Origin of the sequence: Streptomyces sp. NPDC007917 (assembly GCF_042959105.1) — a bacterium.
Lineage (GTDB): Bacteria > Actinomycetota > Actinomycetes > Streptomycetales > Streptomycetaceae > Streptomyces.
In genome coordinates, this window is record NZ_JBIBKK010000009.1 from 332,990 (window position 1) to 356,653 (window position 23,664).

Below are 23,664 nucleotides of genomic sequence, written 5' to 3' on the forward strand. Positions count from 1 at the left end.
CTACGTCCGCTGCTCGATCGTCTCCAGGAGGCGGCCCGCTCGGGCCATGGCCCAGACGTGGTGGCAGGCCGGGTCGGAGGCGGCGTCGAGGGCGGTGGTGGCGGCGGCGGTGGCGGTGTGGAGGTCGTCGAGATGGAGGGCGAGTTCGGCCTTTTCGAGGAGGAGGGGGAGGCGGTGGAGGCCGAAGCCGCACTGTTCTGCGGTGCGGAGGCCTTCGCGGAGGGCGGTGGCGGCGAGGGTGTGGTGGCGCTGGGCGCGGGCGAGGCGGGCGCGGCCGAGGTGGAGGAGGCAGAGGTGTTCCTGCGAGCCGGAGGTGACGATCCACTGGGTGGCTTTGTCCAGCAGGCTCTGGGCCATGACGAGGTCGCCGGAGTGGCAGGCGAGAGCGGCCTCGATCAGGTCGTAGCGGGCGACCTCGTCCTTCCAGTCGGCGCCCAGGGAGACGTCGGTCAGCTCCGCGCGGGCGCGGGCGAGGTAGGCGCTCGCCGGTTCGGTAAGGCCGGCCTCCAGGAGGCATTCGGCCGGTGAGATCGGCAGGCCGAACCAGACGGGGGCGGCGGCCAGTTCGTCGACGGGCAGGGAGCCGGTGAGGGCACGGGAGACGGCGAGGATGGGGTCGCGGCGGCTGCCGCGCAGGAGATCGGCCACTTCGGCGAGGCGGCCTCTGAGAGTGCCGATCATGGCGAGCCACCAGCTGTCGTCCGGGTCGATACGGGCCAGGGCGGCGGGAAGGTCGCCGATCGCGCGGTAGCACCACAGGAGGCCGCCGGGGTCGGGGCAGGCGGGGAACTCCTCCAGGACGCGGACACAGCGGCTGTACTGGCCGATCTGCCAGGCGAGGTGCTGATAGCCGCCCATGCGGAGCCGGTAGACCTCCTCGGCCTCGGCGACATGGCCGGCCGCGAGGGAGTGGTGGACCAGCTCTTCGAGCAGGTCCAGGGTCTCGGGGTGGTCCGCGGGCCGTACGCCGGGGCCGGTGACCAGGGCGCTGTAGTGGCGGCGTACGGCCTGGTGGACGGAGCGCGGGTCGGCGAAGGACCGGTAGAAGTGGTCGCGGACCGCGGGGTGGACGGTGAACAGGGCGCCGGATTCGCGCAGCACCAGGTGGAGTTGGTGCAGGCGGCGCAGGGCGGCCAGGACCTCGCGCTGGTCGAGGCCGCGCAGCGGGCCCGCGATCAGGGGGTTGGAGGCGCGGGTGAAGACGGAGTGCAGCTGCTCGGCGGACGCGCCGAAGCGGAAGATGCACAGCCGGGCGAGCAGGGCCGTCTCCCGCTCGCTCAGCGCGGTCTCGTACGCGTCGAGCACCCGCGCCAGGCGCCGCTCCTGCGGCTCTCCGGAGTCGGCGCGCGGCTCGGGCAGCGAGGCGGCGCGGGCCGGGTCGGCGTCGGCGTACGCGACGAGGTAGCCGCTGAGGTGGTCGAGGGTCAGGGCGTGGGCGCCGTACTCGTCGACCAGGGCGTGCAGCGCGTCGTCGTCGCCGCGTACGCCGCGGTCGCGGACCAGGGCCACCGCGTCCTTGCGGCACAGCTGGTCGATGTCGAGCCAGGCGTAGCCGCGGCCGTGCCAGGGCGCCAGCCGGGGCAGCGGGAGGCGGCTGGTGATCAGGCACTTGGTGGTGCCCAGGCCGTCGGCGAGGCGGTCGATGACCTGGGCGAGCAGCCGGTCGGTCAGATCGCCGAAGACGCCCTGACGGTCGGTGGCCGGGCGCTGCACCCGCTCCAGGCCGTCCAGGACGAGCAGCCTGCGGCCCGGTCGGGTCAGGATCTCGGTGAGCAGGTAGAAGGTGCCCATGGGGCTGCCGCGTACGACCGCGCCCCCGCTGAAGTAGGCGTAGGCGACCTCCAGGAACTCCTTGACGTCCTGGTTGAGGTAGAAGCTCCAGATGAACAGCTCGTCGGGGGGCGGGTCCCCCTTCCTCCGCAGCCGGGCCAGGAACTCCCCCGCCAGGGCCGTCTTCCCCGCGCCGCCCAGTCCGAGCAGCGCCAGCACGCCCGGCTCGCCGTCCTGCCAGAAGCGGCCGAGGGCCGCCAGTTCGTCCGCGCGGCCGACGAAGCCGGGGGCGGGCGGCAGGGCGTGGATGATGCCCGCCGTCAGGGGGCGTCCCCGGGGAGCGGCCTCCGGGGCCCCGTCCTGCGAGTCCTGCCAGCCCTGCCAGCCCTGTGAGTGCTGTGGGTCCTGTGAGTCCTGTGGGTCGTGCGAGTCCTGTGCGTGCTGCGAGTCCTGTGGGGGCGCTGCGAGCGCTTCGGCGTGCGCGGCGACGGCCTCCGCGTTGAGCTCGGCGACGCGGGCGACGAGCGCGCCGAGCTCCCGTCTGCCGTGGCACCAAGCGACCAGCCTGCGGATGCACTCGCGGCGGCTCATGGCCGCCGCGAGCTCCCGATACACCTGCGGGTAGTGGTCGAAGCACAGGTCCCGGATCTCGTCCTCGGACAGGGCCCCGTCGATCAGGGCCCGTACGGCGCCGGGGTTGCGCACGGCGCCGTACGGGGGGTGGCCCGTCATGGCGTCGCCGTGGGCGCGAGGTCCTTGCGGCACAGCCGGAAGCCGATGTTGGGGGTCATGTGCGCGCCCCAGCCGCCCTCCCGCCAGCTGCCCGCCTCACGGGACATCCGGAAGGACACCGTGACCGCCTCGGCGCAGTCCGCCCACGAGCCGCCGCGCAGCACCCGTTCCTGGCCCCGGGCGGGGCCGGTCGGGTCGGTCCCGGGGCCGGTCCCGTAGTACTGCGCGTCGTACCAGTCGGCCGTCCACTCCCACACCCCTCCGCTCATCCCGTACAGCCCGTAGCCGTTCGCCGGAAGGCGCCGCATGGGCAGGATGGAGAACTGGTCGAAGCGGTCGAAGTCGCAGCGCTCGGGGGTGGGGGGCGCGTCCCCCCAGGGGTAGCGGTGTCCTGGCAGGCCGCCGCGCGCGGCCCGCTCCCACTCCGCCTCGGTGGGCAGGCCGTAGCGGACCTCGCCGGTGGACAGCCGCTCGCACAGCTCCTCGGCGTCCTGCCAGGACACGCTCACCATGGGCTTGCGGTCATAGGCCCACGGCCGCCGGGGGTCGTCCCGGCGCGGCGTGCCGAACAGGGTCCGGGAGTCGACCCGCTCGCCGTCTCCGCTGACCCAGTCGTGGCGCGGCGCGTGGGCGTGCCAGTCGGTGGCGCGGACGGTCGCGTCCTCGCAGTACTGCAGGCGGATCTTGTTCGCCTCGTACAGGAACCAGCCGGGGTCCACCGTTCCGCTCCGCTTCAGCTCCTCCCGGGGCATCCCGGTGGGAGGCGGCTCCCAGTCCATGAGGTCGCAGAAAGCGGCCCAGCTCACCGGGGTCTCGGACAGCCAGTAGTCGCCGAGCCGGACCGGGTGCACCGGGCGCTCGTCCGGGTCGCCGTGGGCGGAGCCCATCGCGAAGGAGCCGGCCGGGACATAGCGGAAGAGGATGCCGTGCTCCTCGACCGCCATCCGGTCCAGCAGCGCGCCGCGCTCCTCGGCGATCTCGGGGTCGTCCGGGGCGACCATGCGCGCGCGGTCGTACGCGGTCGCGGCGGTGCGCGGGTCGCCCCGGGCCTCCAGCTCGCGGGCGAGCCGCAGCAGTTCACGGGCGCTGCCGGTGGCGGTGTGGTCGGCGCGCAGCCATTCGTACGCGGCTCCCATGTCGTGTTCCGCTCCCATCTCGCCCTACCCGCACGATCCGTGGCAGGCGCGCCCGCCCGGCCGGGCGGAGACGTCGAGGATGACGAGCGGGTTGCGGACCGCCGACCCCGAGAGCGCTTCGGCCTGGACCTGTTCGGCGATCCAGGGATCGGGGGCGTTGACCGAACCGGCCAGGACGAGGGAGCGGGCGCGGCAGCCGCCGGCGAAGGTGGCGGTCTGGCCGTGGCCGCTGGCCGGGTCGGTGTGCGGGAGGGCCCGTATCGCCTGGAAGCCGGCGCTGTGGTGCCAGATCTCGGCCAGGGAGGTGTCCCGTACGTTGGCGGCGACGAAATCCGGGCCGAGGAAGCTGCACGGGTTGACGTCGCCGGACACGGAGACGGAGCACACGAGGTTTCCGGCGCCGCAGCCGTAGTTCTGGTGGATGACGGACTGCGTCTCCTGCCGGGAATGCGGGCTGAACGGGTCGATGTGATGTAGATCCACGGGGCTGCCGGGGCTGCCGGGGTTGCCGGGGCCGCCGGGGCTGCCGGGGTCGGTGGGGCTTGCACTGCCCAGCCGGGCCAGGCCGTTCAGCGCCTCGGTGTAGTCCGCGAAACTCGGCATCAGCTCCTGATTCCGCTCCGCGACACCGACCGGGTACAGCGGCCGGAACACCGCCGTGTCCGCGCCCACTTGACGGGCCAGCTCGGCGCAGGCGTCGATCTCGTCGAGATTGGTCCGCATGATGGTGAAGGCCAGGGTGAAACGGGCGTGTTCGCGGAGGACGGCGAGGCGGTCGAGCACCTTGGCGAACGTGCCGGGCCCGCGCACCCGGTCGTTGGTCTCGGCGGTCGCGCCTTCCAGACTGACATTCAGCCAGACCAGTTCGCGCTTTCCGAATTCCCTGGCGATGTCCTCGGTGATGAGCAGGCCATTGGTGGTGATGCACGGGGCCAGGCCGTGGGCCAGAGCCAGATCGATGATCTGGAAAATATCCTTCCGCAGCAGCGGCTCACCGCCCGTGAGCCCCAGCCGGAAGGCGCCGAGCCGCGCCATCTCGGCGAAGAGCCGGTCGATCTCCTCCAGGCTCAGCCGCTTCTCACGGCGCGGGAGGTCACCGGCGAAACAGTGGGTGCAGCCCAGATTGCACGAGGCGATGACCTCCAGATGGACCGCCAGCGGCCCGGCGAGATGGTCCGGCGGCACCTCCAGGTCATCGCGGACGACACCGGCGAACCGGCCGTCGACGGTGAAGAACCCCAGGTCGTGGAAGTGCTCGAAGAAGCGCTCGATCCGGCCGCGCCGTTCCGCGTCGTCCGTCTCCGCGAGCAGGCGGTCGACGGGGTGCGCGGCCAGCCGCCTCAGTACGTCCGTGGCCTCGGCGTCGAAGGGCAGATAGCGCGACGTACGGCGGTCGAAGACCAGGCTGCCGAAGAATTGCGGGGTGAGGACCAGCGGGGCCCGTTCCGGCATCGTTAACCTCCGTTTGTTGGGACGCGAACTTCTTCGCGTCCGTCAGGCCGCGCCCGGGTCGGAAATCGTGAAGACCTTACGGATCCAGACCCGGCCGCCGCCCTGTCCGGGAATCCCCAGGCCGACCGCGCCGAATTCCCTCAGCCTTCTCACCCGATAAGGCTCGGCATTCCGCTGCGGATCCTCCGCCGGCCGCCGCTCGGACCGCTCCACCATGGGCCGCCAGCCCTCGTCGTCGAAACCGGGGCGCGTCCAGGCGTCGTCCTCCGGCTCGTCGAGGGAGTACGTCCAACTGCCGTCCGCCGCCGAGAGCACGGACGTCTCCGCGCCGTCGTGAGGGGCCGTGGTCCGCACATGGATGTCCTCATCGGGTTTGCAGAGCCCGGCGAACATCAGCGTGGTGTAGGCGGGGTCGTACGCGGCTATCTCGAACGCGAGTACGTGGGTGCCGAAAGGGACCAGCGGGCGGGACGAGGAGGGCGCCGTGCCGTCGAGATACATCTCGCTCGGGCCGTCGGTCTCCAGCCACATCGTGAAAGGGACTCCGGCCCGCGGATTGCGCCACCGGAGCACCACGCCACCGCATCCGGCGGGCACCTCGCAGTGGCCGTGCTCCTCGAGGATGAAAAGCGGTGACGACTTGGCGTACCGCGACAGGGAATTGAGTTTCAGCTCACGCTCGTCCATGCTCACCTCTCGTCTCGGTTTTCCAGGCGGTCGGTGAACTCGCGGTGCCTGACGGGGTTGACCTCGCCGACCCGTCGTACGAGGTCCGGTAGCCGATCACGCCGCGCACAGTACTCGATCAGCCGGATCGTCTTTTGCGATTTGCTCATGCCCTGGGCGAACTGGCCGTACACGGAGGGAAAGTGATCGAGGCAGAGTGCGCCCAGTTCATCGTCGTCCAGGGCGTCCATGACCAGTCGGCGTACGTCGCCCGGCTGAGGGGAGACCGGCTGAGGCAAGGCCGGCGCCTGGGCAGCGGCCGGGGCGGGGGTGGCGGCAAGCCGGGCGACGATCCCGTACGCCGCGCTGTTGGGGTCCTCGGCGATCAGGCCGACCAGCCGCCGCAGCCTCCCCTGGTCCGCCGCCCGCCGCAGGACCTGCGGCCACACCTCCGCCATGGGCGCCGTCCACGCGAACTCGGCTGCCCGCATCCCCGCCGCGAGCACGAAGGCCCGTACCTCGGGCCCCTGGTCGTACGCCGTGAGGAGCGCGGCGAGCAGTTCCCGCGCCTGTGGGTCGTCGGCGGCGAAAGGGGCCGCGTCCAGCAGACTCATATCACTCACACCACTCACAGCACCCCGGCCGAGGCAAGTCCCTCCGCCACCCGGGATATCCGGCGCCCCTGATTACGGAATTCCCGCTTCCCGAATTCCTCGACCGCCACCCATTGATGGTGCAGCCCGACCAACTGCCACCGCTCATTGAAGACGGGCGAGCCGGAGGAACCGGCCTCGGTGTCGGTCCAGTACTGGATCACATCGTCATCGACATGGCGGACGACGTTGTGGTGCATTCCTATCTTCTTCACCCCGCCGTGCGGATGCTGAATGACATAGACCCGCTCGCCGACCGAGACGGGCTCGGCATCCGCCAACGCGACAACGGGAATGTCGTCCGGCAGCGGACCCTCCGTCCGGACCACGGCCCAGTCGTGTGCCGGGTCGCCGGTGATCGTCTCGGGGCGGCAGCGCACCACGGTGTGGGCGCGGTGCCGGGCGGCGGTGTCGAGTTCGTAGTGCAGCCATGCCTCGACCCGCGTCGCGGGCGCGCCGCCCGCAGGGCCGGGGCCGGAGTCGGGGTCGGGGCCAGGACCGGGGCCGGAGCCGATGTCGTAGAGGACGTGGTGATTGGTCAGCAGCAGGTCGGCGCCGATCCGGAACGCGGTCCCGTACGCCCGGCCGCTCCCCAGCGTCACCAGCAGCCGCACCACGGCCGGGGCGAGCTCGACCCCGCGCCGCATGAACGCCACATCGAGCAGGGTCGACTCGTCGAAGATCTGCCGCTCCCACGCCTCACGGGCGTCGAACCCCTTCCAGGCCACCCCCGCGTAGCCGGCCACCGGGGCCTCCACCACCGGTTCCGCCGCCATCAGCTCCCGCAGCCGCAGCGCCACCGCCTCATCGTTTTCCGCCACTTGTTCGAGCAGCGCGCGCAGCCGATTCTGGTTACGGGCCTTGGTGATCAGGTCGTGCCAGACGGAATGCATCGGCCGGTCCCATGCGACCGTCGCCGGTTTCACCCCCGCCCGCACCGCGAACTCGACGACCGGCCCTTCCCGGAAATGGACCCCCGCGAGAAAGTCGTGCAGTTCACGCGACTCCGGCCTGCTCCAGTCGAAGGGCAGTGCGTCGAGAAAGTGCGGCATTCGAACCACCAACGGCTGGGAGCTGAGCAATGCCCTGCGGCACGGCTCCCAGCATAGGGGAGACATGCGGCGCGCCCCTCAGCCAATGGGCCCAGTCGGCGCGCCAACTTCCGCCCGCCGGTTCCGATTTGATCTCATACGGCGTGGGCGCCCCCATCCCGGCCAACCGGACCATTAGCGTTCGCGGCGGTACTCGCCGGGATACACGACCGGAAGGAGACAAGGAATCGTGGTCAACCAGGAGAAGGTGCCCGTGCGGCTCGGCCCCGTCCCCGAGACCCTGCTATGGAACCTCTACCACCGGGCGTACGAGGCCCGGCAGCCCCGGACGGTGCTCCACGACCCCAAGGCCATCGAGATCGTCGACCGCCTCGACTTCCCCTTCGAGAAGACCTTCGGCCCACCCCACCCGCTGCTCGCCCAGGGCCAGGCGCTGCGCGTACGGACCTTCGACGCCGCCGTACAGTCCTTCCTCGCCGACCACCCGACCGGCACCGTCGTCAACCTCGCCGAGGGCCTGGAGACCCAGTTCTGGCGGGTCGACAACGGCCGGGCGCACTGGCTGTGCGTCGAGCTCCCGGAGACCGCCGAACTGCGCCGCACCCTGCTGCCCGATACCGAACGGCGGCGCACCCTGGCCCAGTCCGTGCTCGACCTGTCCTGGATGGACGAGGTCGACACCGCACGCGGGGTGCTGATCACCGCCCAGGGGCTGCTGATGTATCTGCGCCCGCCCCAGGCGCGGGAGGTGATCGCGGCGTGCGCCGAGCGGTTCCGGGGCGGGGCGCTGGTCTTCGACGCCGTCCCCCGCTGGCTCAGCGCCGGCACCCAGCGCGCCCAGACGCGCACCTCGCGGAACTACCGCATGCCCGCCATGCCGTGGGGCCTGAACGCGGGCGAGCTGCGGAAGGTGCGTACGGCCCATCCGGCCGTCGTCGACGTGCGCGAGCTGCACCTGCCGCGCGGCCGGGGCCCGTACTTCGGGGCGCTGACGCCGGTGCTGTACCGGCTGCCCGCCCTGCGGAACATGCGGCCGACCATGACCGCCATCGCGCGATTCGCCTGACGGGCCCCTAGGGACCTCCGGACCTCCGGACCTAACCGGGCAGAATGGACGGATGAGCACGCCCGTCGACCCCGCCGTCGCCCTCGCGCCCCGGCTGCCGTCCCCGCTGCAGCGGGTGCACGACGAGCGGCTGGCCGCCCGCGGCGTGGAGCTGCGGCTGAAGCGGGACGACCTCGTACACCCGGCGGTGCCCGGCAACAAGTGGCGCAAGCTGGCCCCCAACCTGAAGGCCGCCCTCGACCAGGGGCACTCGCGGCTGCTGACCTTCGGCGGCGCGTACTCCAACCACATCCGCGCCGTGGCCGCCGCCGGGGCCGCGGTGGGGCTGGGGACGGTGGGGGTCATACGGGGCGACGAGCTGGCCCGGTCCGAGCGCAACTGGTCCTTGGCGCGGGCCGAGGGATACGGGATGGAGCTGGCGTTCTGGGAGCGGGCGCGCTTCCGGGAGACGCTGCGCGGGCTGGCCGAGCTGGAGACCGTCCGGGTGCTCACGGAGCGGTGGGGCCGGTGCTATGTGCTGCCCGAGGGCGGTACGAACGTGGCGGCGGCGCGCGGGGCGGCGGAGATCGTCGCGGAGCTCGCCGGGGATCTGCCCGACCTCGGGCCGGGCGATGTGGTGTGCTGCGCGGTGGGCACCGGCGGCACGCTGGCCGGGATCGCCGCCGCGCTCCCCGAGGGCGCCCGTGCGCTGGGGGTCGCGGTGGTGCGGGGCGCCCGCTACCTGGACGGCGAGGTGACGCGGCTGCACGAGCGGGGGTGGGGGCGCGCCTTCGCGAACTGGCGGATCGACCACGACCACCACGGCGGCGGCTACGGCCGCGTCCCCGCCGGGCTCGCCGCCTTCGCCGAGGACTTCGAGGCGCGGCACGGCCTGGCCGTGGAGCGCCGCTACGTCGCCAAGATGCTGCGGTGCGTGTACGACCTGGCGGGCGGTGAGCGACTGCCGCCGGGGAGCCGAGTCACGGCCGTGATCACGGGGCCGGCCGACCCCGTCCCGTGAGTTCGCGGTGAGTTCGGGACAGCGACACGCCGTCGCATCGGCGTGTCGCTGTCCCAAACTCACCGCAAAAGCCGACGGCTACTCCGGCGCGCGCAGCCGCACCACCGTGGTCGCCGCGTGGCGGGCGGTGCTGTCCCGCCGTACCTCGACCATCAGCTCCGGGGCCACCGGCCGGTACGAGATCTCGGTGCCCACCATGTCCGTGGCGGTGGGGAGGGTGGGTTCAGGGGGCTCGGGCGCGGCGGGCAGGGCGCGCAGCGCGGCCGTGATCTGGGCGCGCACGGCCGGGGAGAGCGGGGTGGAGACCACGGGGTCGTCGTCGCCCGGCAGCACCAGGGCGAGCGAGCGCGGGTGGTAGCGGGGGCCGACGACACCGACCACCACGGCGTCCCGCGTCTCGGAGTGCCGCAGCTTCCACCAGTGGCGGCCCGCCCGGTAGGGCTGGCCGAGGCTCTTGATGACCAGCCCCTCGACGCCGATCGCCGGAAGGGTGTCGTACCAGGTGGCGGCGGTCTCGGGGTCGGTGGTCATGGGGACGGACTGCAGCGGCGGCCCGTACGGCTCCAGCAGGGCGACGAGCCGGGCACGGCGCCGCTCGTACGCCAGGGGGCGCAGATCCTCGCCCCCGGCGGCCAGCAGGTCGAAGGCGGCGTAGGAGGCGGGGAGTTCGCGGGCGAGCCGGGCGGCGCGGGCGCGGGTGGCCGCCGCGCGCTTCTGGACGGCGGCGAAGTCCGTACGGCCGCCCGTCCACACGACGACCTCGCCGTCCAGGACCGTACCGACCGGAAGCCGCTCGGCGGCGGCCCGCAGATCGGGGAACGCCGTGGTGACGATGCGGCCGGAGCGGGCCTGCATCAGGACGTCGCCCTCCGTACGGAAGATCAGCACGCGGTGGCCGTCGAACTTCGGCTCATACGCCAGCCGCTTCCCCGCCGGGTCGGGGAATGCATGCACGGGACGGGCCAGCGCCACCTCCACGGGCGGCAGCAACGGCATCCGCGAGGGCGGACCCCAGCGCGGAATCATCCCCCGGCTCCGGGCGCCGCCGCGGGTGCGGGCGCGGGCGCGGGCGTCACGGTGCGCCCCCTGTGGGCAGGGGGCGGGCCAGGTCCGGGTCCAGGAGGGATTGCAGCAGGTCGCCGTGGCGGTCAAGGCGGGGGGTGATGTCGTCGATCCGGAAGACCAGTTGCGCGGGGTCCTCGCACCCCTCGACCTCACCCCAGGTGACGGGCGTGGAGACGGTCGGCTCACGGCGCGCGCGGGCGGTGTAGGGGGCGGCGGTCGTCTTCGCGGCGGCGTTCTGGCTGAAGTCGACGAACACCTTCCCGGGCCGCAGCGAACGGGTCATCTTGGAGGTCACCAGGCCGGGCACGGCGGCCGTGGCCTCCAGGGCGAGCTTCCTGGCGTAGCCGGTGGTCCGCCTGGAGGAGGTCGGCTCCACCGGAACCAGCAGATGCAGCCCCTTGGAGCCGCTGGTCTTGGCGTACGCGGACAGCCCGTCGGCGCGCAGCCGCTCGCGCAGCCACTCGGCGACGGCGCAGCAGTGCACGATCGTGGCGGGCGGGCCCGGGTCGAGGTCGAAGACGAGGCGGTCGGCGAGGCCGGTGTCGCGATCGGCGCGCCACATGGGGGCGTGGAATTCGACAACCAGGTTTCCGGCCCACATCAGCGAGGCGAGGTCCTGGACGAGGATCTGGCGGGCGGTCTCCCCCTCGTGGCGGGACACCTCGGCCGTCTCCACCCAGTCGGGCGTGCCCGGGGGCGGGTTCTTGGTGAAGAACATCTGTCCGTCGGAGCCGTCCGGAAAGCGGAGGAACGCCAGCGGCCGGCCGCGCAGATGGCGCAGGAGCGGGCCGGCGGCGGACGCCAGGTAGTGCAGCAGCTCTCCCTTGGTGGTGCCCGTGTCCGGATAGAGCACCTTGTCGAGGTTACTGAGCGCGATGCGCCGCCCCTCCACCTCCGCAATTGGGGACATACGATAAGAATCTCACGAAAGGGATCAAAAGCATGCGGTCCATCTGGAATGGGAATATCTCCTTCGGCCTGGTCAGCATCCCGATCAAGATGTATCCGGCGACCGAGGACCACTCCGTCTCCTTCCGGCAGGTGCACGCCAAGGACGGCGGCCGGATCCGCTACCGCAAGGTCTGCGAGCTCGAGGACAAGCCGATCAGCGCGGAGGAGATCGGCAAGGCGTACGAGGACGCCGACGGCACACTGATCCCGATCACCGACGAGGACCTGGCCCACCTTCCGCTGCCCACGACCCGCGCCCTGGAGATCCAGGCGTTCGTCTCGGCGGCGGACATCGACCCCCTCCAGATGGGTGACGCCTACTACCTCGGCGCGAACGGCCCCGCGGCCGCCAAGCCGTACGCCCTGCTGCGCGAGGCGCTGAAGCGCAGCGAGAAGGTCGCCATCACCAAGTACGCCCACCGCGGGCGGGAGCGCCTGGGCATGCTGCGCGTCGTGGGCGACGCCATCGCGATGCACCGGCTGCTGTGGCCCGACGAGGTGCGCGACCCGGTCGGCGTGGCTCCCAAGGAGAAGGTGACGGTACGGGAGGCGGAGCTCGACCTCGCCGACACCCTGATGGACACGCTCGGCGAGGTGGACCTGAACGAGCTGCACGACGAGTACCAGGAAGCGCTGGACGCCCTCGTGGCGGCCAAGATGGCCGGCGCCACGCCCACCGCCGAGCCCGGCGAGGCCCCGGCCGGGGCCCAGGTCGTCGACCTGATGGCGGCGCTGCGCGACAGCGTGCGCAGCGCCCGCGAGGCCCGCGGCGAGGAGGCCGGGGCGCAGGCGGAGGGCGGGGAGGCCGGAGAGACCGGGGAGGCGGCGGAAGCGACGGTCCACCCGCTCCGGGCGCGCAAGAAGGCCGCCGCGCCCGAGAAGAAGGCCCCGGCCGGGAAGCGGGCCGCCGGGGCGGCGAAGAAGAGCGCCACGAAGGGCGCCGAGAAGGCCGACGCGAAGGGCGGCGCCAAGGGCGGCGCCGCGAAGACCACGGCGAAGAAGGCGGCGGCCAAGAAGGCCCCCGCCAAGAAGCAGGCCACCGGCAAACGGGCGGGCGGCCGGACAGCCTCCTGACCGGGGCGGGATGGTGGCCGCCACTTCCTGACCGCCGCCGGACCGCAGCCGGACCCCCCTTACGAAGGCGTCAGCTGAACGCGGCCGCGCGGTCGCTCGCCCACTGGGCGAAGGTACGCCCCGGACGCCCGGTGATCCGCTCGGTCTCCGGGGAGATCTCGGCCGGGCGGCCGACCGACTCCGCGAACATCCGCAGCAGCGAGTCCGCGATGTCCGCCGGCACACCGCCACCGGTCATCGCCTCCCGGGCCGCCTCCGGCGGGATCTCCTCGTACCGCAGCGGCCGCCCGAGGGCCTCGCCGATGATGGCCACCTGCTCCGCGAAGGTCAGCGACCCCGGCCCGGACAGCACCGGCGCCTGGCCCGCGTAGTCCTCGCTGAGCAGGGCGCGGGCGGCGACGGCCGCGATGTCGTCCTCGTGGATGGGTGCCGTGTGGGCCTGGGCGTACGGACCGTGCACCACGTCGCCCTTGCGGATCTGCTCCACCCACTGCAGCGCGTTCGAGGCGAAGGCGCCCGGCCGCACATGCGTCCAGGCCAGCGCCGAGGCCTCGATCTCGGTCTCCAGCTCATGGTGGTGGTTGCCGATGGGATTGCCCGGGCCGGGGTGCACCGCGGCCGAGGAGGAGAGCGTGACGATACGCCGCACCCCCGCCTGCTCGGCCTTGCGCAGCAGCTCGCCGGGGCCCTGCTCCCACACCACCGCCGGGTTGAGGAAGATCGCGTCCGCGCCGTCCAGCGGAAGGTCCGCGGTGCGTGCCGCCTGGACCCCCTCGGGCAGCCGCGCCGCCTCGGGGTCACGGGTCAGCGCGCGGACCTCCGCGCCCGCCGCGACCAGCTCGTCCACCACATGCCTGCCGACGTTTCCGGTGGCTCCGGTCACCACGATCATGACGGGTTCTCCTTGTTCTGCTGTGTCGTTGACTCTGACCGGCCCCACAATTCATCCATCCGGATGAAGTTGTCAAACAAATAGATGGGTGAAGTCGGCGACAGCTACGGATAGCCTGATCAGGTGAAGGAGAGAGCGCCGCAGGAACCGCCGAAGAAGCCCCGCCGCGCCCCCGCGCCGGCGGAGCGCAGGCTCGACCCCGAGCGCTCCCGGCGGCTGCTGCTGGACGCCGCGATGGACGAGTTCGCCGAGAAGGGGTTCGCGGGCGCCCGCGTCCAGGACATCGCGGACCGTGCCGGGCTCAACAAGCAGCTGATCAGCTACTACTTCGGCGGCAAGGAAGGGCTCTACCGCGAGCTGCACGCCCAGTGGCTGCGGCGCGAGGAGACCATCGCCGACCCGGCCCTCCCCCTCGACGAGCTCATCGTGCGCTACCTCGACGAGACCTTCGCCGACCCCCGCCCCACCCGCCTCAACCTGTGGAACGGCCTCACCGGCGGCGCGGTGGAGCAGGACCCCGAAGAACTCTCCGGGCTGCGGCGCCGCCAGGCGAACGGCGAGCTGGCCGACGACATCGACCCGGCCGCCGCGATGCTGCTGTTCATGAGCCTGGTCTCGGCGCCGGTCGCGATGCAGCACGTCGTACGGCAGCTCTTCGGCGTGGACCCGGACTCGCCGGAGTTCCGCGAGCACTACACCGAGCAGGTGCGCCGGATCGTCCGCCACCTCGCGTAGCCGCGGTCTCACGGCCGCCCGTACGGCCGTAATTCGGTTGACCGGGCCGTACCCGCTGCCCAGGATTGCCGCGTCCGTCCGACGCCCAGTCAGGAGCATGCGATGCGCCGATTCCTCGGAACTACCCCGCGCCCCCACCGGACGACAGTTCTCGAGGACTTCCACCCGCATGCCCATTTCGCACACCCTGAACATCGGCATCCTGGCGCACGTCGACGCCGGTAAGACCAGTCTCACCGAGCGTCTGCTCTTCGACCACGGCGCCATCGACCGCCTCGGCAGCGTCGACAGCGGCACCACCCAGACCGACACGGGCGACATCGAGCGCGAGCGCGGTATCACCGTGCGCTCGGCGGTCGCCTCGTTCACCGTGGGGTCGGCGCAGATCAACCTGATCGACACACCCGGCCACTCGGACTTCATCGCCGAGGTCGAGCGCGCCCTCGGGGTGCTCGACGGCGCGGTGCTGGTGCTGTCCGCGGTGGAGGGCGTCCAGGCGCAGACCCGTGTGCTGATGAAGACGCTGCGCCGGCTGCGGCTGCCGACCCTGCTCTTCGTCAACAAGATCGACCGCGCGGGCGCCCGCGACCAGGGGCTGCTGGCGGACATCCGGCACAAGCTGGCCCCGCACCTCGTCGCGATGACGGCCGTACGGGACCTGGGCGCGCGGGGCGCCCGCGCCGTGCCCCGGTCGCTCGACGACGCCGGCTTCCGCGCCCAGGTGGCCGAGGCGCTGGCCGAGACCGACGACGCGCTGCTCGCCCGCGTCGTGGACGGACCGCCGCCCACGCCCGCCGAGCTGCGGGCCGCGCTGGCCGGGGGCACGGCGGACTGCCGCGTCCACCCGGTGTTCTTCGGCTCGGCGCTCAGCGGCCAGGGCGTCGGCGCGCTCGCCCGCGGGATGGCGCGCCTGCTGCCGCCCGCGACCGTGGCGGCGGAACACGCGGCGGCCCCGTACGGGACGGTCTTCGCCGTCGAGCGGCGGGGCGGGAGCGGGGGAAAGACCGCCTATCTGCGGCTGTTCGCGGGCGAGTTGGCCGTACGGCAGAAGGTGAGGTTCCACCGCCGGGGGCCGGGCGGCTCGTTCGTCGAGTACGGCGGCCAGATCACCTCGCTCGATGTCATCGGCCGGGCCGGCGCGGAGGCGGACGCCGGGCGGCTGACCGCCGGGAACATCGGCAAGGTGCGGGGCCTGCCCGAGGTACGGGTCGGCGACCGGCTCGGCCGGGCCGACACCGACCCTCACGCCGACCCGGGCACCGGAAGCAGCCCCGGCTCCGCCCAGGGCCCCGACCAGCCGCACTTCGCCGCGCCCAGCCTGAGCACGGTCGTCCGCGCGCGCGAGCCCGGCCCTGGCCCCGCCGCGCGGCTGCACGCCGCGCTGCTGAGCCTGGCCGACCAGGACCCGCTGATCCACACCCGCGCCCTGCCGGGCGGCGCCACCTCGGTGCTGCTGTACGGCGAGGTCCAAAAGGAGATCATCGGGGCGACGCTCGCCCGTGACTTCGGCATCGAGGCCGTCTTCGAGCCGAGCCGGCCGGTCCACGTCGAGCGGCCCGTGGGCGTCGGCGAGGCGTGCGAGGAGATGGCCAGGCGCCATCACACCGGCTTCTGGGCCACCATCGGACTGCGCGTCGAGCCCTCCCCGGCCGGCTCCGGGGTGACCTTCCGGTACGAGACCGAACTGGGCGCGCTGCCCCGCGCCTTCCACCACGCCATCGAGGAGACCGTGCACGACACCCTCCTCCAGGGCCACGAAGGCCGGCCGGTGACCGACTGTCTCGTCACCCTCATCCGCTCCGGCTTCTCCAGCCCCGTCAGCACCGCGGGCGACTTCCGTGGCCTGACCCCGGTGGTGCTGGAGCGGGCGCTGCGCGCCGCGGGGACGCGGGTGTACGAGCCGTGCCACGCCTTCGAGCTGGAGATCCCGCACGACGCGCTGGCCCCGGTCACCGGGCAGCTGACCGCGGCGGAGGCCGACATCACCGCCGTCGAGGAGACGTCGGGCGGGGTGCCGGTCTGGCTGCTCGAAGGCCGGATTCCGGCCCGGGAGCTGCACGGCGTGAAGCGGTGGCTGCCGGGGCTCACGCGCGGCGAGGGCGTGTGGTGGTCCCGGCCGTCCGGGGACCGCCCGCTGGGCCCGGGGCGGGACCGCCGCACCGGCCCCGGTCAGATGCCGGGAGCCGCGGTGTAGAGGAACTGGGTGGCGCTGCTGGCGGGGGTGGTCAAGGTGAGGTCGGTGGACGATGCGGCACACCCCCGCCCGCGCGGCCTTGCGCAGCAGCTCGCCGCCCTTCTCACACACCACGAGGGTCTTTCCTTTGCCCCGCACGCGACGACGCCCTGCCCCCCACGGGAGAGATGGCGGGGCGCTCGGGTACGGGCGGATCACGCCGCGCGGTGCTCCAGGGCGCGTAGGTGGCGGCGTACAGGCTCGGCGAGTGCGGCATAGAACGGGGTCCGGTTGGCGGCCTGAAGCACCTGGGCGCACACCGTCAGTTCGGCGACGCGGGCCTTGGGGTCGTCCAGGATAGGCGCGAGCACCTGGCGGACGCGTGCTGCGGTTTCCGGGGCCTGGAGGGCGTAGATGTAGAGCTGCGCGGCATCCCACCCGACGGGCGCGGTGCCCCAGCCCTCCCAGTCGAAAATAGTGAGGTCCGGGCCCGCGAGGTTGGCCCAGTGGAAATCCCCGTGGGCGGTGGACCACTCGATCGTGTTGCCGAGGTCGTGGCCGGTGAACTCGGGTACGGCGCGGCGGATGTACTTCTCGCGTACCGCCACGCGGTCGGTGGGGACAGCGGCCAGGGTGTCGACCACGCCATGCAGGTTCTTCCACCAGGGCTCGGGAAGGTCCGGCTCGGCGTCGAGGACGGGGCTGCGGGAGACGGTGGAGAGCGTGGTGTGCTCGTACAGCTCGGCGCGGTAGGCCCAGCCGTCTTCGTGCCAGTCGTAGACGCGATGCAGCCCGGGGCGCGGGATGTCGTCCGGGAGGGTTTCCTGGGCGGCTTTCGGGCCGTCCCAGAGCTTCCCGTGGGCGCGGCCGGCGGCTTCGCTGACCAGACGGAGCCAGCTTTTCTTCCCAGTGGTGACGACAGCGCCGGAGAGAGTGCGGCCGTTGTAGCCCCAGACCGGACTCTGCGTCGTATCGTGTACGCCCAGGGCCGCGCAGGCGGCGCTCCTCGCGGTACGCATCCGGTTCGCGGTGGGTTCGTTAGGTACCGAGAACATCGAGAACCTTCCGAAGGGTGCTGAGTGGGATCGGGGGCAGCGCTAGCGTGTGGGCGGCGGCATCCCAGTGTGCCGGGTTGTGCGTGCCGAGGAGAACCCGTGTGACTCCTGGGGTGGATGCGACGGCACGCAAGGCCGCTTGAGCAGGGGTGAGGCCAGGTTCGATCAGCTCGGCGAGTTCTGGCGTGACCATTCCCGGAAGCTCCCCGCCGTGCAGGGGCGAGGAGACGAAGGTGTCGAGCCCTGCCGCGTGGGCGTGTACGAGGGGGCCACGCCCGTCCAGGGCGGAGCTGATCGGCCGGGCCATGACGAGACTTACCGGCAATTGGACCGCCCGCAGGTGATGTCCAGCCGTACCAGCCGCCTCCCGCGCCAGAGCGAGGATTTCCGGCACGGTAAGTGCGCCGGAGTCCAGGCCGGACCAGGTGGCGACGCCGTACCCACCGATACGCCCCGCGTCCGCGAACTCCTCCAGGACAGCGAAGGCGTCCCGTAGCAGCGAATGCAGCACCTCGCGGTCGTCGATGGCGCGTTCGGGGTTGTGCACGAACACCACGTCGGCGCGGCCGAGGACGTTGAGGGAGCGGGACGTTTGCCAGCGGAGAAAACCCGCAGTGAGGCTGTGGCCGGCCGCCGCCTGCTCACGGGTGAGGACTCCTGCGTTGACGGCGGCCTCAGCTTCCTCCTGGGCGAAGAATCCTGTCTTCGTGGAGACCCGCACGTGCAGATGCTGAGGGAGAGCGGCGACGAGCAGGGCGTGGGCCTGTCCGGCTCGGTAGTTGGGCGCAGTATCGATCCAGGAAGCCCCCCGGGCGACGGCGTGGACCGCCGCCCGGGGGATGTCCCGGCAGTGGTACGTGCCGAGCGCGAGATCCGGTGTCACCGGTGGCTCACCGCCGCTACGTTGGCAGACACCAGCTCGGTCACGACGGACGCGACCTGCGCCGTGGTCAGCCCAGCCGCCTGCGCCAGATCGCCGAGAGAGACCGAGTGCCCCGCGGCGAGCGGTTCGAGTACGGGAGCGACGAGAGCAGCAAATGTCCACTCCTCGCCACCGGTCCGGAGGATCACCTGGCCCTCGTCGTTGACCGTGGTCCGAGCCCGCGCGGTGGTGAACCGGACCACTAGGTCGTCTTCGGCGGGGATACCGTCGAGGAACGGCAGGGAGGGCATCAGGCGCCCCGGATCGGTTGCGTCGCGAACGTCGAGGAACTCCCGGATCACACCGTCGTGCAGGGCCTCAGCAACCTCTTTACGAACGACGTCGAGATAGGTGGACTGGTCCTGGTCGCTGCCGAACATGGGCAGGTGCGCCCGGATGGTTTCCGAGCCGCGCAGGCGCTCCGAGAGCCACGCGAGGAGATCGGCGCCGGTCGTGGTCTGGAGCCCGCACGTCAGGTGCAGGGACCGGCCCTCGGTGGCGGCCACTGCGTGCCACCAGCCGCGCGGGAGATACAGCATGTCGCCCGCGCGTAGCGACAGTTCAGCCAAGGGCTCGCCGGTCGGTGCTCCGGGGGCTTCCAGATCCCGGTAGAGCGGATTGACTCGGGTCGGCCCGTAGATCCGCCACCGCTTCGAGCCCTCCACCTGGAACACCACCACGTCGTGGTCATCCCAGTGCGTACCAAAGCCTTCGCGAGATGTCCACGAGGCGTAGGCATTGACCTGGATGTGGCTCCGGAATACCTGCTCCAGATCACGGGTCAGTGCCTCGACGGGGGCGTGCAGCTCGTCCACAGCGTCCAGGACGAGCGAGGACCCTTCCCGCAACTGCTCGTGCAGCCGGGACGGCTGGATGCGCTGCCACACGGTGCTGCGCCGGGTCGTTACTGGGCTGGCATAGCTCTGCCAATGGACGAGTTCGCCGTCACGGTGCAGGCGTAGGCGGGGAGGCTTCAACCTCCCCCGCGTCATGATGTCGTTGATGTCGTCCCAGGAAAGAAGGCCGGAGAAGTCTCCGACACCGGTCCATACGCGATGCCGGCGGCCGAAAGCCCCGGCGAGGAAACCCCCGCCGAGGCAGTCGACCACCTTGGAGAAGGTGGTCACGGGCGCGGCTCCGTTCAGTCGTTGCTGTCGGAGACGCCCGTGCTGCCACCGTCGGACGGCTGCTCGGCGCGGGACCGTGCGGCGACGATGGACGTGCGGGCGACCAGCAGACCGTCACCGGCCGTGGTCTGCGGGGCGTTCTCGTTCATGCCGTGCTCCTTCTCTTATCGGTTCTTCCACCGGGGTCCCGGCGGGAAGTCTGTGAATGCGCCGACGGCCGGATTCAGCGCCAGAAAGAGGCTCGTCGGCGTCGGGGTCACTGCTCCCCCTCCGCCTTGATGCGCAGCTCCGCCCAGACCGTCTTGCCCCAGCGATGCAGGTCATAGCCCCAGGAGTGGGAGACGGCGTCGACCAGGGCCAGGCCACGCCCGTGTTCGGTGTCGTCGGTGAGTGGGCGGCCCGTGTCGGGTGGGGTGCGGGATTTGTCGGTGACGCAAATACGCACGCGCCTGGCGCCCGCCCGGGTCACCCGCACCCGCAGCAGACGACAGGCCGTGTGACGTACGACGTTGGCGACCAACTCGTCCACGACCAGGACGCCGGAGTCGACCAGAGCCGCTATATCCCACGTATGCAGCGCGGCGGAGACAAGCAGCCGTGCCCGGCGGGCGGATGCCTCCTCAGCGGGCATCGTCTCGGTGTACCCGGGTGCACCCGTCGTAGCCGGTCTCGCAATGGGGCTGGTCATGACGCTCACAGGGTCGTCTCCTCGGGAGTGGGACGGGCCTGCCCATGCGGGGGACACGGGCGGGCCTCTCCTCAATGCGCCGAGAGCGGGGAACCTGCGGATTGCGCCCGGCGGCTGATACCAAGTCAACTGCTGACGCAGAGTGTTGGGCGGATGCCACACTGTCATCCTCGTTGTAGTCCAGTTGTCATCCAGGTGGAGTCCGTGGTGATCGGGGAGCGCATCAGGACGGCCCGCGAGGCACGTGTGCCGCGCTGGAGTCAGCAGCGTCTGGCGGACGAGCTGTCGATCGCGCGGTTCGGCGAAGCGGGATTTTTGGACCGGCAGCAGGTGTACAGGTGGGAGAAAGGGGGCCGCTGCCCCACAGTGTGGGCGCCGTATATCGATCAGGTGCTGTTCACGGAGCCGCACAATGATCCTGGTCCAACCGATACCGATACGGTGGCTTCGGTCATGGCACTCGGGAGGGAAGACGTGGAGCGTCGCGCGTTTCTGGCGGCGTCGGTCGCGGCGAGTCTGGCGGCACTGAATGTGCCGGACGCTGAAGCGGTGACTCGCCGGGTAGGCATGCGGACGTCTGTGCGCGTCGGTATGGGCGAGGTTGGAGCCCTCCGCCACATGATCAAGACACTCGGGGACGCCGCCTCAGAACTGGGGGGTGGCCACGCCCGCCATCTGACCGTGCGGTACCTGACCGAGGACGTGAAGCGCTGGCTGGACGGCACGTACACCGAAAAGACCGGGCGTGACCTGTTTGCGGCCACGGCGGAGCTGGTGCACCTGGCCGCGTGGATGGCCAAGGACGAGGGAAACGAGGGCCTGGCCCAGCGGTACTACACGCACTCCTTCCACCTCGCGGCGGAGGCCGGAATGAATGAGACGGCCGCTACCGCGCTGCGGGGACTCGCGGACCAGGCGATCGACCTCGGGTACCTTGCCCCCGCTCTGCGTCTCGCCGAGGGCTGTGTGGAGTGGGGTAAGAAGCTCGACAACCCGAAGGCTGTCGCGTACTACTCCAACACCCTCGCCCGAGCCTGCGCGTACGACCTCGACAACACAACCGCGCAGAAAATGCTGACGGCCTCAGAGAGCGCCATCGAGCACGCCGAGGCGGCTCCCGGCGAGTCATGGGCGTCCCACTACAGCCCCGGCCGGTGGGCCCACGAGTCCGCCAAAATTTACTCCCGCCTGGGCGACCAAGCCGCCGCTGAGGAACACCTGAACCTGGCGCTGAACATCCACGGTCTCGACCGTCGGCGGACACGCGCCATGGTTCTGGCGGATCTGTCGATCGTCCAGCTTCGACGCGAAAACGTGGACGGCGCTGTGGCATCGGCCGAGGAGTTCGCCTCTGCCGCAGAAGGAGTCCGCTCGACCCGCGTCACCAACGCCGCCCATGATCTGCGGGCGAGGATCGGCCGCAAGCTCCCGGACGCCCCCGTTCTGGAGTCGCTGGAGCAGGTGGGAAGTTAGCCGGAGAGTCCGCGCGCGTGAAAACGAAAACCCCCGCCGACGCCGCAGCGCGAGGCACGGCCTCGGATGACACCTCTATTACCCCCAAATTGGAGCAATCCCCCTATTCGATGATCATCTGAAATCACACTCCGGACCGGGGTCGCAGCTCACCCTTTCCCGTGACTCATCGACCGCATGGGGTCACTTCCGTACGCCTCGGGCGTATGCTCGGGCCACATGGGGGCGGAAAACGGCAATACCGCCAATGTGCCCGCTCATGATGGGACTTGGCGGGTTCGGATCCGTAGTACGACCGGTGATGTCCTGGGCGCCGGAATCCTTCTGGGCAGCGAGACGGTGTTGACGTGCGCCCATGTGATCCCCGGGGACGGGCGGCCGCTTCCGGCCACGGAAGTCCGGGTCGACCTGGTCGGCGTGCCCGATGCCGAGCCCGTCAGCGCGCGCGTCGCCCCGGGCTGCTGGGTGCCGCAGCGCGCCGACAGCTGCGGCGATGTGGCGCTGCTGAGGCTGAGCCGCCCCCAGCCCGCCGAGCATGCCGCGCCGCTGTTCCGGCTGCCCCCGGTGTCCCGGCGGCCGGTGCGGATGTGCGGCTTCCCCGACGGCAACGACGACGGGATGTGGTTCCTGGGCCGCCTCGCGGGCGCCGCCGGCCCGCGCGCCGAGTGGGTGCAGGTGAACCCGGAGACGCCCGGTGACGTGGTGCGGTACGGCTTCAGCGGCGCCGGGGTCGAGGACGAGCAGACCCACCACGTGATCGGCATGGTGGTCAGCCGCTACGACGACTCCGACAGCGTGCCGAGCGCCGAGCGGCGCCGCTTCTCGTACATGATCCCCGTCGAGACCATCGTCCGGCACCTGCCCCAGGTCGCCCGCTGGGTGGGCGGCGAGGCCGGTGTGGACCCGCGGCTGGTCTCCCCGCTCACCGGCGGCGTCCAGGACATCGGCTTCGCCCAGCGGCTGGCCCTGTGGCTGCGGCGGGAGAGCCTGGCCGGGCGGGAGGGGATCGCGGACGTCGAGACGGTGGTGATCGAGGACGACGACAGCGACCGGTACGGGGCGCTCAGCCGGGCCGTGACGCTCGCGGACCGCGAGCTGTCCGTGGGCGGCGCCGAGGCGGCGGTGTCCGCCGCGCCGCGCAACACGGTGCCGCCGATCGGCAGCCTGGACCTGGCCATCGACGTCACCGGCCGCACCGACACCGATGTGGCCAGGCGGGTCGCCGACCGGATGGACCTCAAGTCGCTCGGTGACACCTCGCCGCTCAGCCGCATCCGGGCCAACGCGGTGCCGCTGACCATCGTGGCCGTGAGCGTCGACCGGGCCCATGACCCCGAGGCCCTGGTCCACTTCATGAAGCTCCTCGCCGACCGGGGCAGCCGGCTGATGCTGGTCTTCCGCGATCCGCGGGCGCCGGGCCTGCGCCTGGCCGAGCGGCTGTTCCGGCCGGACCGGGCGCGGATCGACGCATGGCTGGACGAGCTCGCCAGGCAGGTGACCCGCGCGGAAGGCAGCGAGCGCGAGGCGGTCGAGCGGCGCGCGCTGCTCTCCCCCGCGCTGAACGCGCCGTACACCCGCAACGCACCGGCGCTGCGCATCAATCTGCTCAGGCTGCGCGACGACCCCGGGCTGCACACCCATCACATCATCGCCAAGATGGCCGCCTTCGAGCACGCGGCGGCCACGGTCCTGCGGCGCGCGGAGGCGGCGCGGCACGCGGCCGACGAGCAGCTGAAGCGCATCCCGGAGCTGGAGAGCCAGCTGGCCCCCTACGCCGCGCGGCTGGGCGCCATGGGCGCGGCCGAGCGCCCGGAGCTGATCCCGCTCCAGCGCGCGGCGTTCGACCTGCTGCGTTCGGTGCCGTACGACGTGCCGGCCGCGCAGGAGGCGGTCGACCGGTTCGTACGCGCCGTCAACGAGATCGGGACGTGAACGGGATCGGGCCGTGAACCGGGTCGGGCCGTGAGCGGGCTCCCGCGAAC

21 protein-coding genes are annotated in these 23,664 nt (G+C 71.8%); 7 read left to right on the top strand and 14 right to left on the bottom strand.

Annotation, left to right across the window (positions count from 1 at the left end):
• From ACFZDL_RS20905 to ACFZDL_RS20930, 6 genes are read right to left on the bottom strand one after another with little or no spacing between them, the layout of a single operon-like run.
• Positions 1-2,502, bottom strand: a complete 2,502-nt coding sequence (locus tag ACFZDL_RS20905) for a hypothetical protein (protein WP_353587969.1) — start codon at positions 2,500-2,502, stop codon at positions 1-3.
• Positions 2,499-3,638, bottom strand: coding sequence for an SUMF1/EgtB/PvdO family nonheme iron enzyme (locus ACFZDL_RS20910; RefSeq protein WP_353587971.1), 1,140 nt, complete (start codon positions 3,636-3,638; stop codon positions 2,499-2,501). Before ACFZDL_RS20910 ends, ACFZDL_RS20905 begins: the two co-directional genes overlap by 4 nt.
• Before the next feature lie 24 nt (positions 3,639-3,662).
• A complete protein-coding gene (locus ACFZDL_RS20915; protein ID WP_353587973.1) occupies positions 3,663-5,090 on the bottom strand; it encodes a radical SAM protein in 1,428 nt (475 codons plus the stop codon).
• Positions 5,091-5,132: 42 nt separating this feature from the next.
• Entirely contained in the window at positions 5,133-5,777 is a 645-nt protein-coding gene (locus ACFZDL_RS20920; protein ID WP_353587975.1) for a hypothetical protein, read from the bottom strand.
• 2 nt (positions 5,778-5,779) lie between these two features.
• Positions 5,780-6,370: an effector-associated domain EAD1-containing protein gene (locus ACFZDL_RS20925; RefSeq protein WP_353587977.1), complete on the bottom strand. Its 591-nt coding sequence runs from the start codon at positions 6,368-6,370 to the stop codon at positions 5,780-5,782.
• Between the two features lie 14 nt (positions 6,371-6,384).
• Positions 6,385-7,461: a trypsin-like peptidase domain-containing protein gene (locus ACFZDL_RS20930; protein WP_353587979.1), complete on the bottom strand. Its 1,077-nt coding sequence runs from the start codon at positions 7,459-7,461 to the stop codon at positions 6,385-6,387.
• Positions 7,462-7,690: 229 nt separating this feature from the next.
• Between ACFZDL_RS20930 and ACFZDL_RS20935 the strand changes: the two genes are divergently transcribed.
• Both ACFZDL_RS20935 and ACFZDL_RS20940 read left to right on the top strand, forming a co-directional pair.
• Positions 7,691-8,527 (top strand): class I SAM-dependent methyltransferase, encoded by an 837-nt coding sequence (locus ACFZDL_RS20935; RefSeq protein WP_353587981.1) that lies wholly within the window; start codon positions 7,691-7,693, stop codon positions 8,525-8,527.
• Between the two features lie 52 nt (positions 8,528-8,579).
• Positions 8,580-9,527, top strand: a complete 948-nt coding sequence (locus tag ACFZDL_RS20940; protein WP_353587983.1) for a pyridoxal-phosphate dependent enzyme — start codon at positions 8,580-8,582, stop codon at positions 9,525-9,527.
• Between the two features lie 78 nt (positions 9,528-9,605).
• On the opposite strand, the gene ACFZDL_RS20945 is transcribed toward ACFZDL_RS20940, so the two are convergent.
• On the bottom strand, positions 9,606-10,523 hold the full coding sequence (locus ACFZDL_RS20945; protein ID WP_353587984.1) for an ATP-dependent DNA ligase: 918 nt from the start codon (positions 10,521-10,523) through the stop codon (positions 9,606-9,608).
• 76 nt (positions 10,524-10,599) lie between these two features.
• Positions 10,600-11,502, bottom strand: a complete 903-nt coding sequence (ligD, locus tag ACFZDL_RS20950) for a non-homologous end-joining DNA ligase (RefSeq protein WP_353587986.1) — start codon at positions 11,500-11,502, stop codon at positions 10,600-10,602.
• A 32-nt stretch (positions 11,503-11,534) separates the two neighbouring features.
• Here ligD and ACFZDL_RS20955 point away from each other — a divergent pair, with 32 nt between their 5' ends.
• Positions 11,535-12,617, top strand: coding sequence for a Ku protein (locus ACFZDL_RS20955; protein ID WP_353587988.1), 1,083 nt, complete (start codon positions 11,535-11,537; stop codon positions 12,615-12,617).
• Positions 12,618-12,687: 70 nt separating this feature from the next.
• On the opposite strand, the gene ACFZDL_RS20960 is transcribed toward ACFZDL_RS20955, so the two are convergent.
• Complete coding sequence (locus tag ACFZDL_RS20960) at positions 12,688-13,509, bottom strand: NAD(P)H-binding protein (RefSeq protein WP_353587990.1); 822 nt, start codon at positions 13,507-13,509, stop codon at positions 12,688-12,690.
• Positions 13,510-13,632: 123 nt separating this feature from the next.
• Here ACFZDL_RS20960 and ACFZDL_RS20965 point away from each other — a divergent pair, with 123 nt between their 5' ends.
• The gene (locus ACFZDL_RS20965) at positions 13,633-14,244 is read left to right on the top strand and encodes a TetR family transcriptional regulator (RefSeq protein WP_353587992.1); all 612 of its coding nucleotides are present in this window, start codon (positions 13,633-13,635) and stop codon (positions 14,242-14,244) included.
• Positions 14,245-14,413: 169 nt separating this feature from the next.
• The gene (gene otr(A), locus ACFZDL_RS20970) at positions 14,414-16,438 is read left to right on the top strand and encodes a tetracycline resistance ribosomal protection protein Otr(A) (RefSeq protein WP_353587994.1); all 2,025 of its coding nucleotides are present in this window, start codon (positions 14,414-14,416) and stop codon (positions 16,436-16,438) included.
• A gap of 194 nt (positions 16,439-16,632) precedes the next feature.
• On the opposite strand, the gene ACFZDL_RS20975 is transcribed toward otr(A), so the two are convergent.
• From ACFZDL_RS20975 to ACFZDL_RS20995, 5 genes are all read right to left on the bottom strand, one after another.
• Positions 16,633-17,436 (bottom strand): hypothetical protein, encoded by an 804-nt coding sequence (locus ACFZDL_RS20975; RefSeq protein WP_353587996.1) that lies wholly within the window; start codon positions 17,434-17,436, stop codon positions 16,633-16,635.
• Between the two features lie 19 nt (positions 17,437-17,455).
• The gene (locus ACFZDL_RS20980) at positions 17,456-18,355 is read right to left on the bottom strand and encodes an aldo/keto reductase (RefSeq protein ID WP_353587998.1); all 900 of its coding nucleotides are present in this window, start codon (positions 18,353-18,355) and stop codon (positions 17,456-17,458) included.
• The gene (locus tag ACFZDL_RS20985; RefSeq protein WP_353588000.1) at positions 18,352-19,521 is read right to left on the bottom strand and encodes a JmjC domain-containing protein; all 1,170 of its coding nucleotides are present in this window, start codon (positions 19,519-19,521) and stop codon (positions 18,352-18,354) included. Before ACFZDL_RS20985 ends, ACFZDL_RS20980 begins: the two co-directional genes overlap by 4 nt.
• A gap of 14 nt (positions 19,522-19,535) precedes the next feature.
• A complete protein-coding gene (locus tag ACFZDL_RS20990; protein ID WP_353588002.1) occupies positions 19,536-19,670 on the bottom strand; it encodes a hypothetical protein in 135 nt (44 codons plus the stop codon).
• Positions 19,671-19,777: 107 nt separating this feature from the next.
• Positions 19,778-20,152, bottom strand: coding sequence for an ATP-binding protein (locus tag ACFZDL_RS20995; protein ID WP_353588004.1), 375 nt, complete (start codon positions 20,150-20,152; stop codon positions 19,778-19,780).
• A gap of 261 nt (positions 20,153-20,413) precedes the next feature.
• Here ACFZDL_RS20995 and ACFZDL_RS21000 point away from each other — a divergent pair, with 261 nt between their 5' ends.
• A complete protein-coding gene (locus ACFZDL_RS21000; RefSeq protein WP_353588006.1) occupies positions 20,414-21,682 on the top strand; it encodes a helix-turn-helix transcriptional regulator in 1,269 nt (422 codons plus the stop codon).
• Positions 21,683-21,901: 219 nt separating this feature from the next.
• On the top strand, positions 21,902-23,614 hold the full coding sequence (locus tag ACFZDL_RS21005) for a serine protease (protein ID WP_353588008.1): 1,713 nt from the start codon (positions 21,902-21,904) through the stop codon (positions 23,612-23,614).
• Positions 23,615-23,664: the final 50 nt, after the last annotated feature.

Coding starts and splice junctions, on each gene's coding strand:
- ACFZDL_RS20905 (WP_353587969.1), bottom strand. CDS start 2,502: ATGACGGGCCACCCCCCGTACGGCGCCGTGCGCAACCCCGGCGCCGTA.
- ACFZDL_RS20910 (WP_353587971.1), bottom strand. CDS start 3,638: ATGGGAGCCGCGTACGAATGGCTGCGCGCCGACCACACCGCCACCGGC.
- ACFZDL_RS20915 (WP_353587973.1), bottom strand. CDS start 5,090: ATGCCGGAACGGGCCCCGCTGGTCCTCACCCCGCAATTCTTCGGCAGC.
- ACFZDL_RS20920 (WP_353587975.1), bottom strand. CDS start 5,777: ATGGACGAGCGTGAGCTGAAACTCAATTCCCTGTCGCGGTACGCCAAG.
- ACFZDL_RS20925 (WP_353587977.1), bottom strand. CDS start 6,370: ATGAGTCTGCTGGACGCGGCCCCTTTCGCCGCCGACGACCCACAGGCG.
- ACFZDL_RS20930 (WP_353587979.1), bottom strand. CDS start 7,461: ATGCCGCACTTTCTCGACGCACTGCCCTTCGACTGGAGCAGGCCGGAG.
- ACFZDL_RS20940 (WP_353587983.1), top strand. CDS start 8,580: ATGAGCACGCCCGTCGACCCCGCCGTCGCCCTCGCGCCCCGGCTGCCG.
- ACFZDL_RS20945 (WP_353587984.1), bottom strand. CDS start 10,523: ATGCCGTTGCTGCCGCCCGTGGAGGTGGCGCTGGCCCGTCCCGTGCAT.
- ligD (WP_353587986.1), bottom strand. CDS start 11,502: ATGTCCCCAATTGCGGAGGTGGAGGGGCGGCGCATCGCGCTCAGTAAC.
- ACFZDL_RS20955 (WP_353587988.1), top strand. CDS start 11,535: ATGCGGTCCATCTGGAATGGGAATATCTCCTTCGGCCTGGTCAGCATC.
- ACFZDL_RS20960 (WP_353587990.1), bottom strand. CDS start 13,509: ATGATCGTGGTGACCGGAGCCACCGGAAACGTCGGCAGGCATGTGGTG.
- ACFZDL_RS20975 (WP_353587996.1), bottom strand. CDS start 17,436: ATGCGTACCGCGAGGAGCGCCGCCTGCGCGGCCCTGGGCGTACACGAT.
- ACFZDL_RS20990 (WP_353588002.1), bottom strand. CDS start 19,670: ATGAACGAGAACGCCCCGCAGACCACGGCCGGTGACGGTCTGCTGGTC.
- ACFZDL_RS20995 (WP_353588004.1), bottom strand. CDS start 20,152: ATGCCCGCTGAGGAGGCATCCGCCCGCCGGGCACGGCTGCTTGTCTCC.
- ACFZDL_RS21005 (WP_353588008.1), top strand. CDS start 21,902: ATGGGGGCGGAAAACGGCAATACCGCCAATGTGCCCGCTCATGATGGG.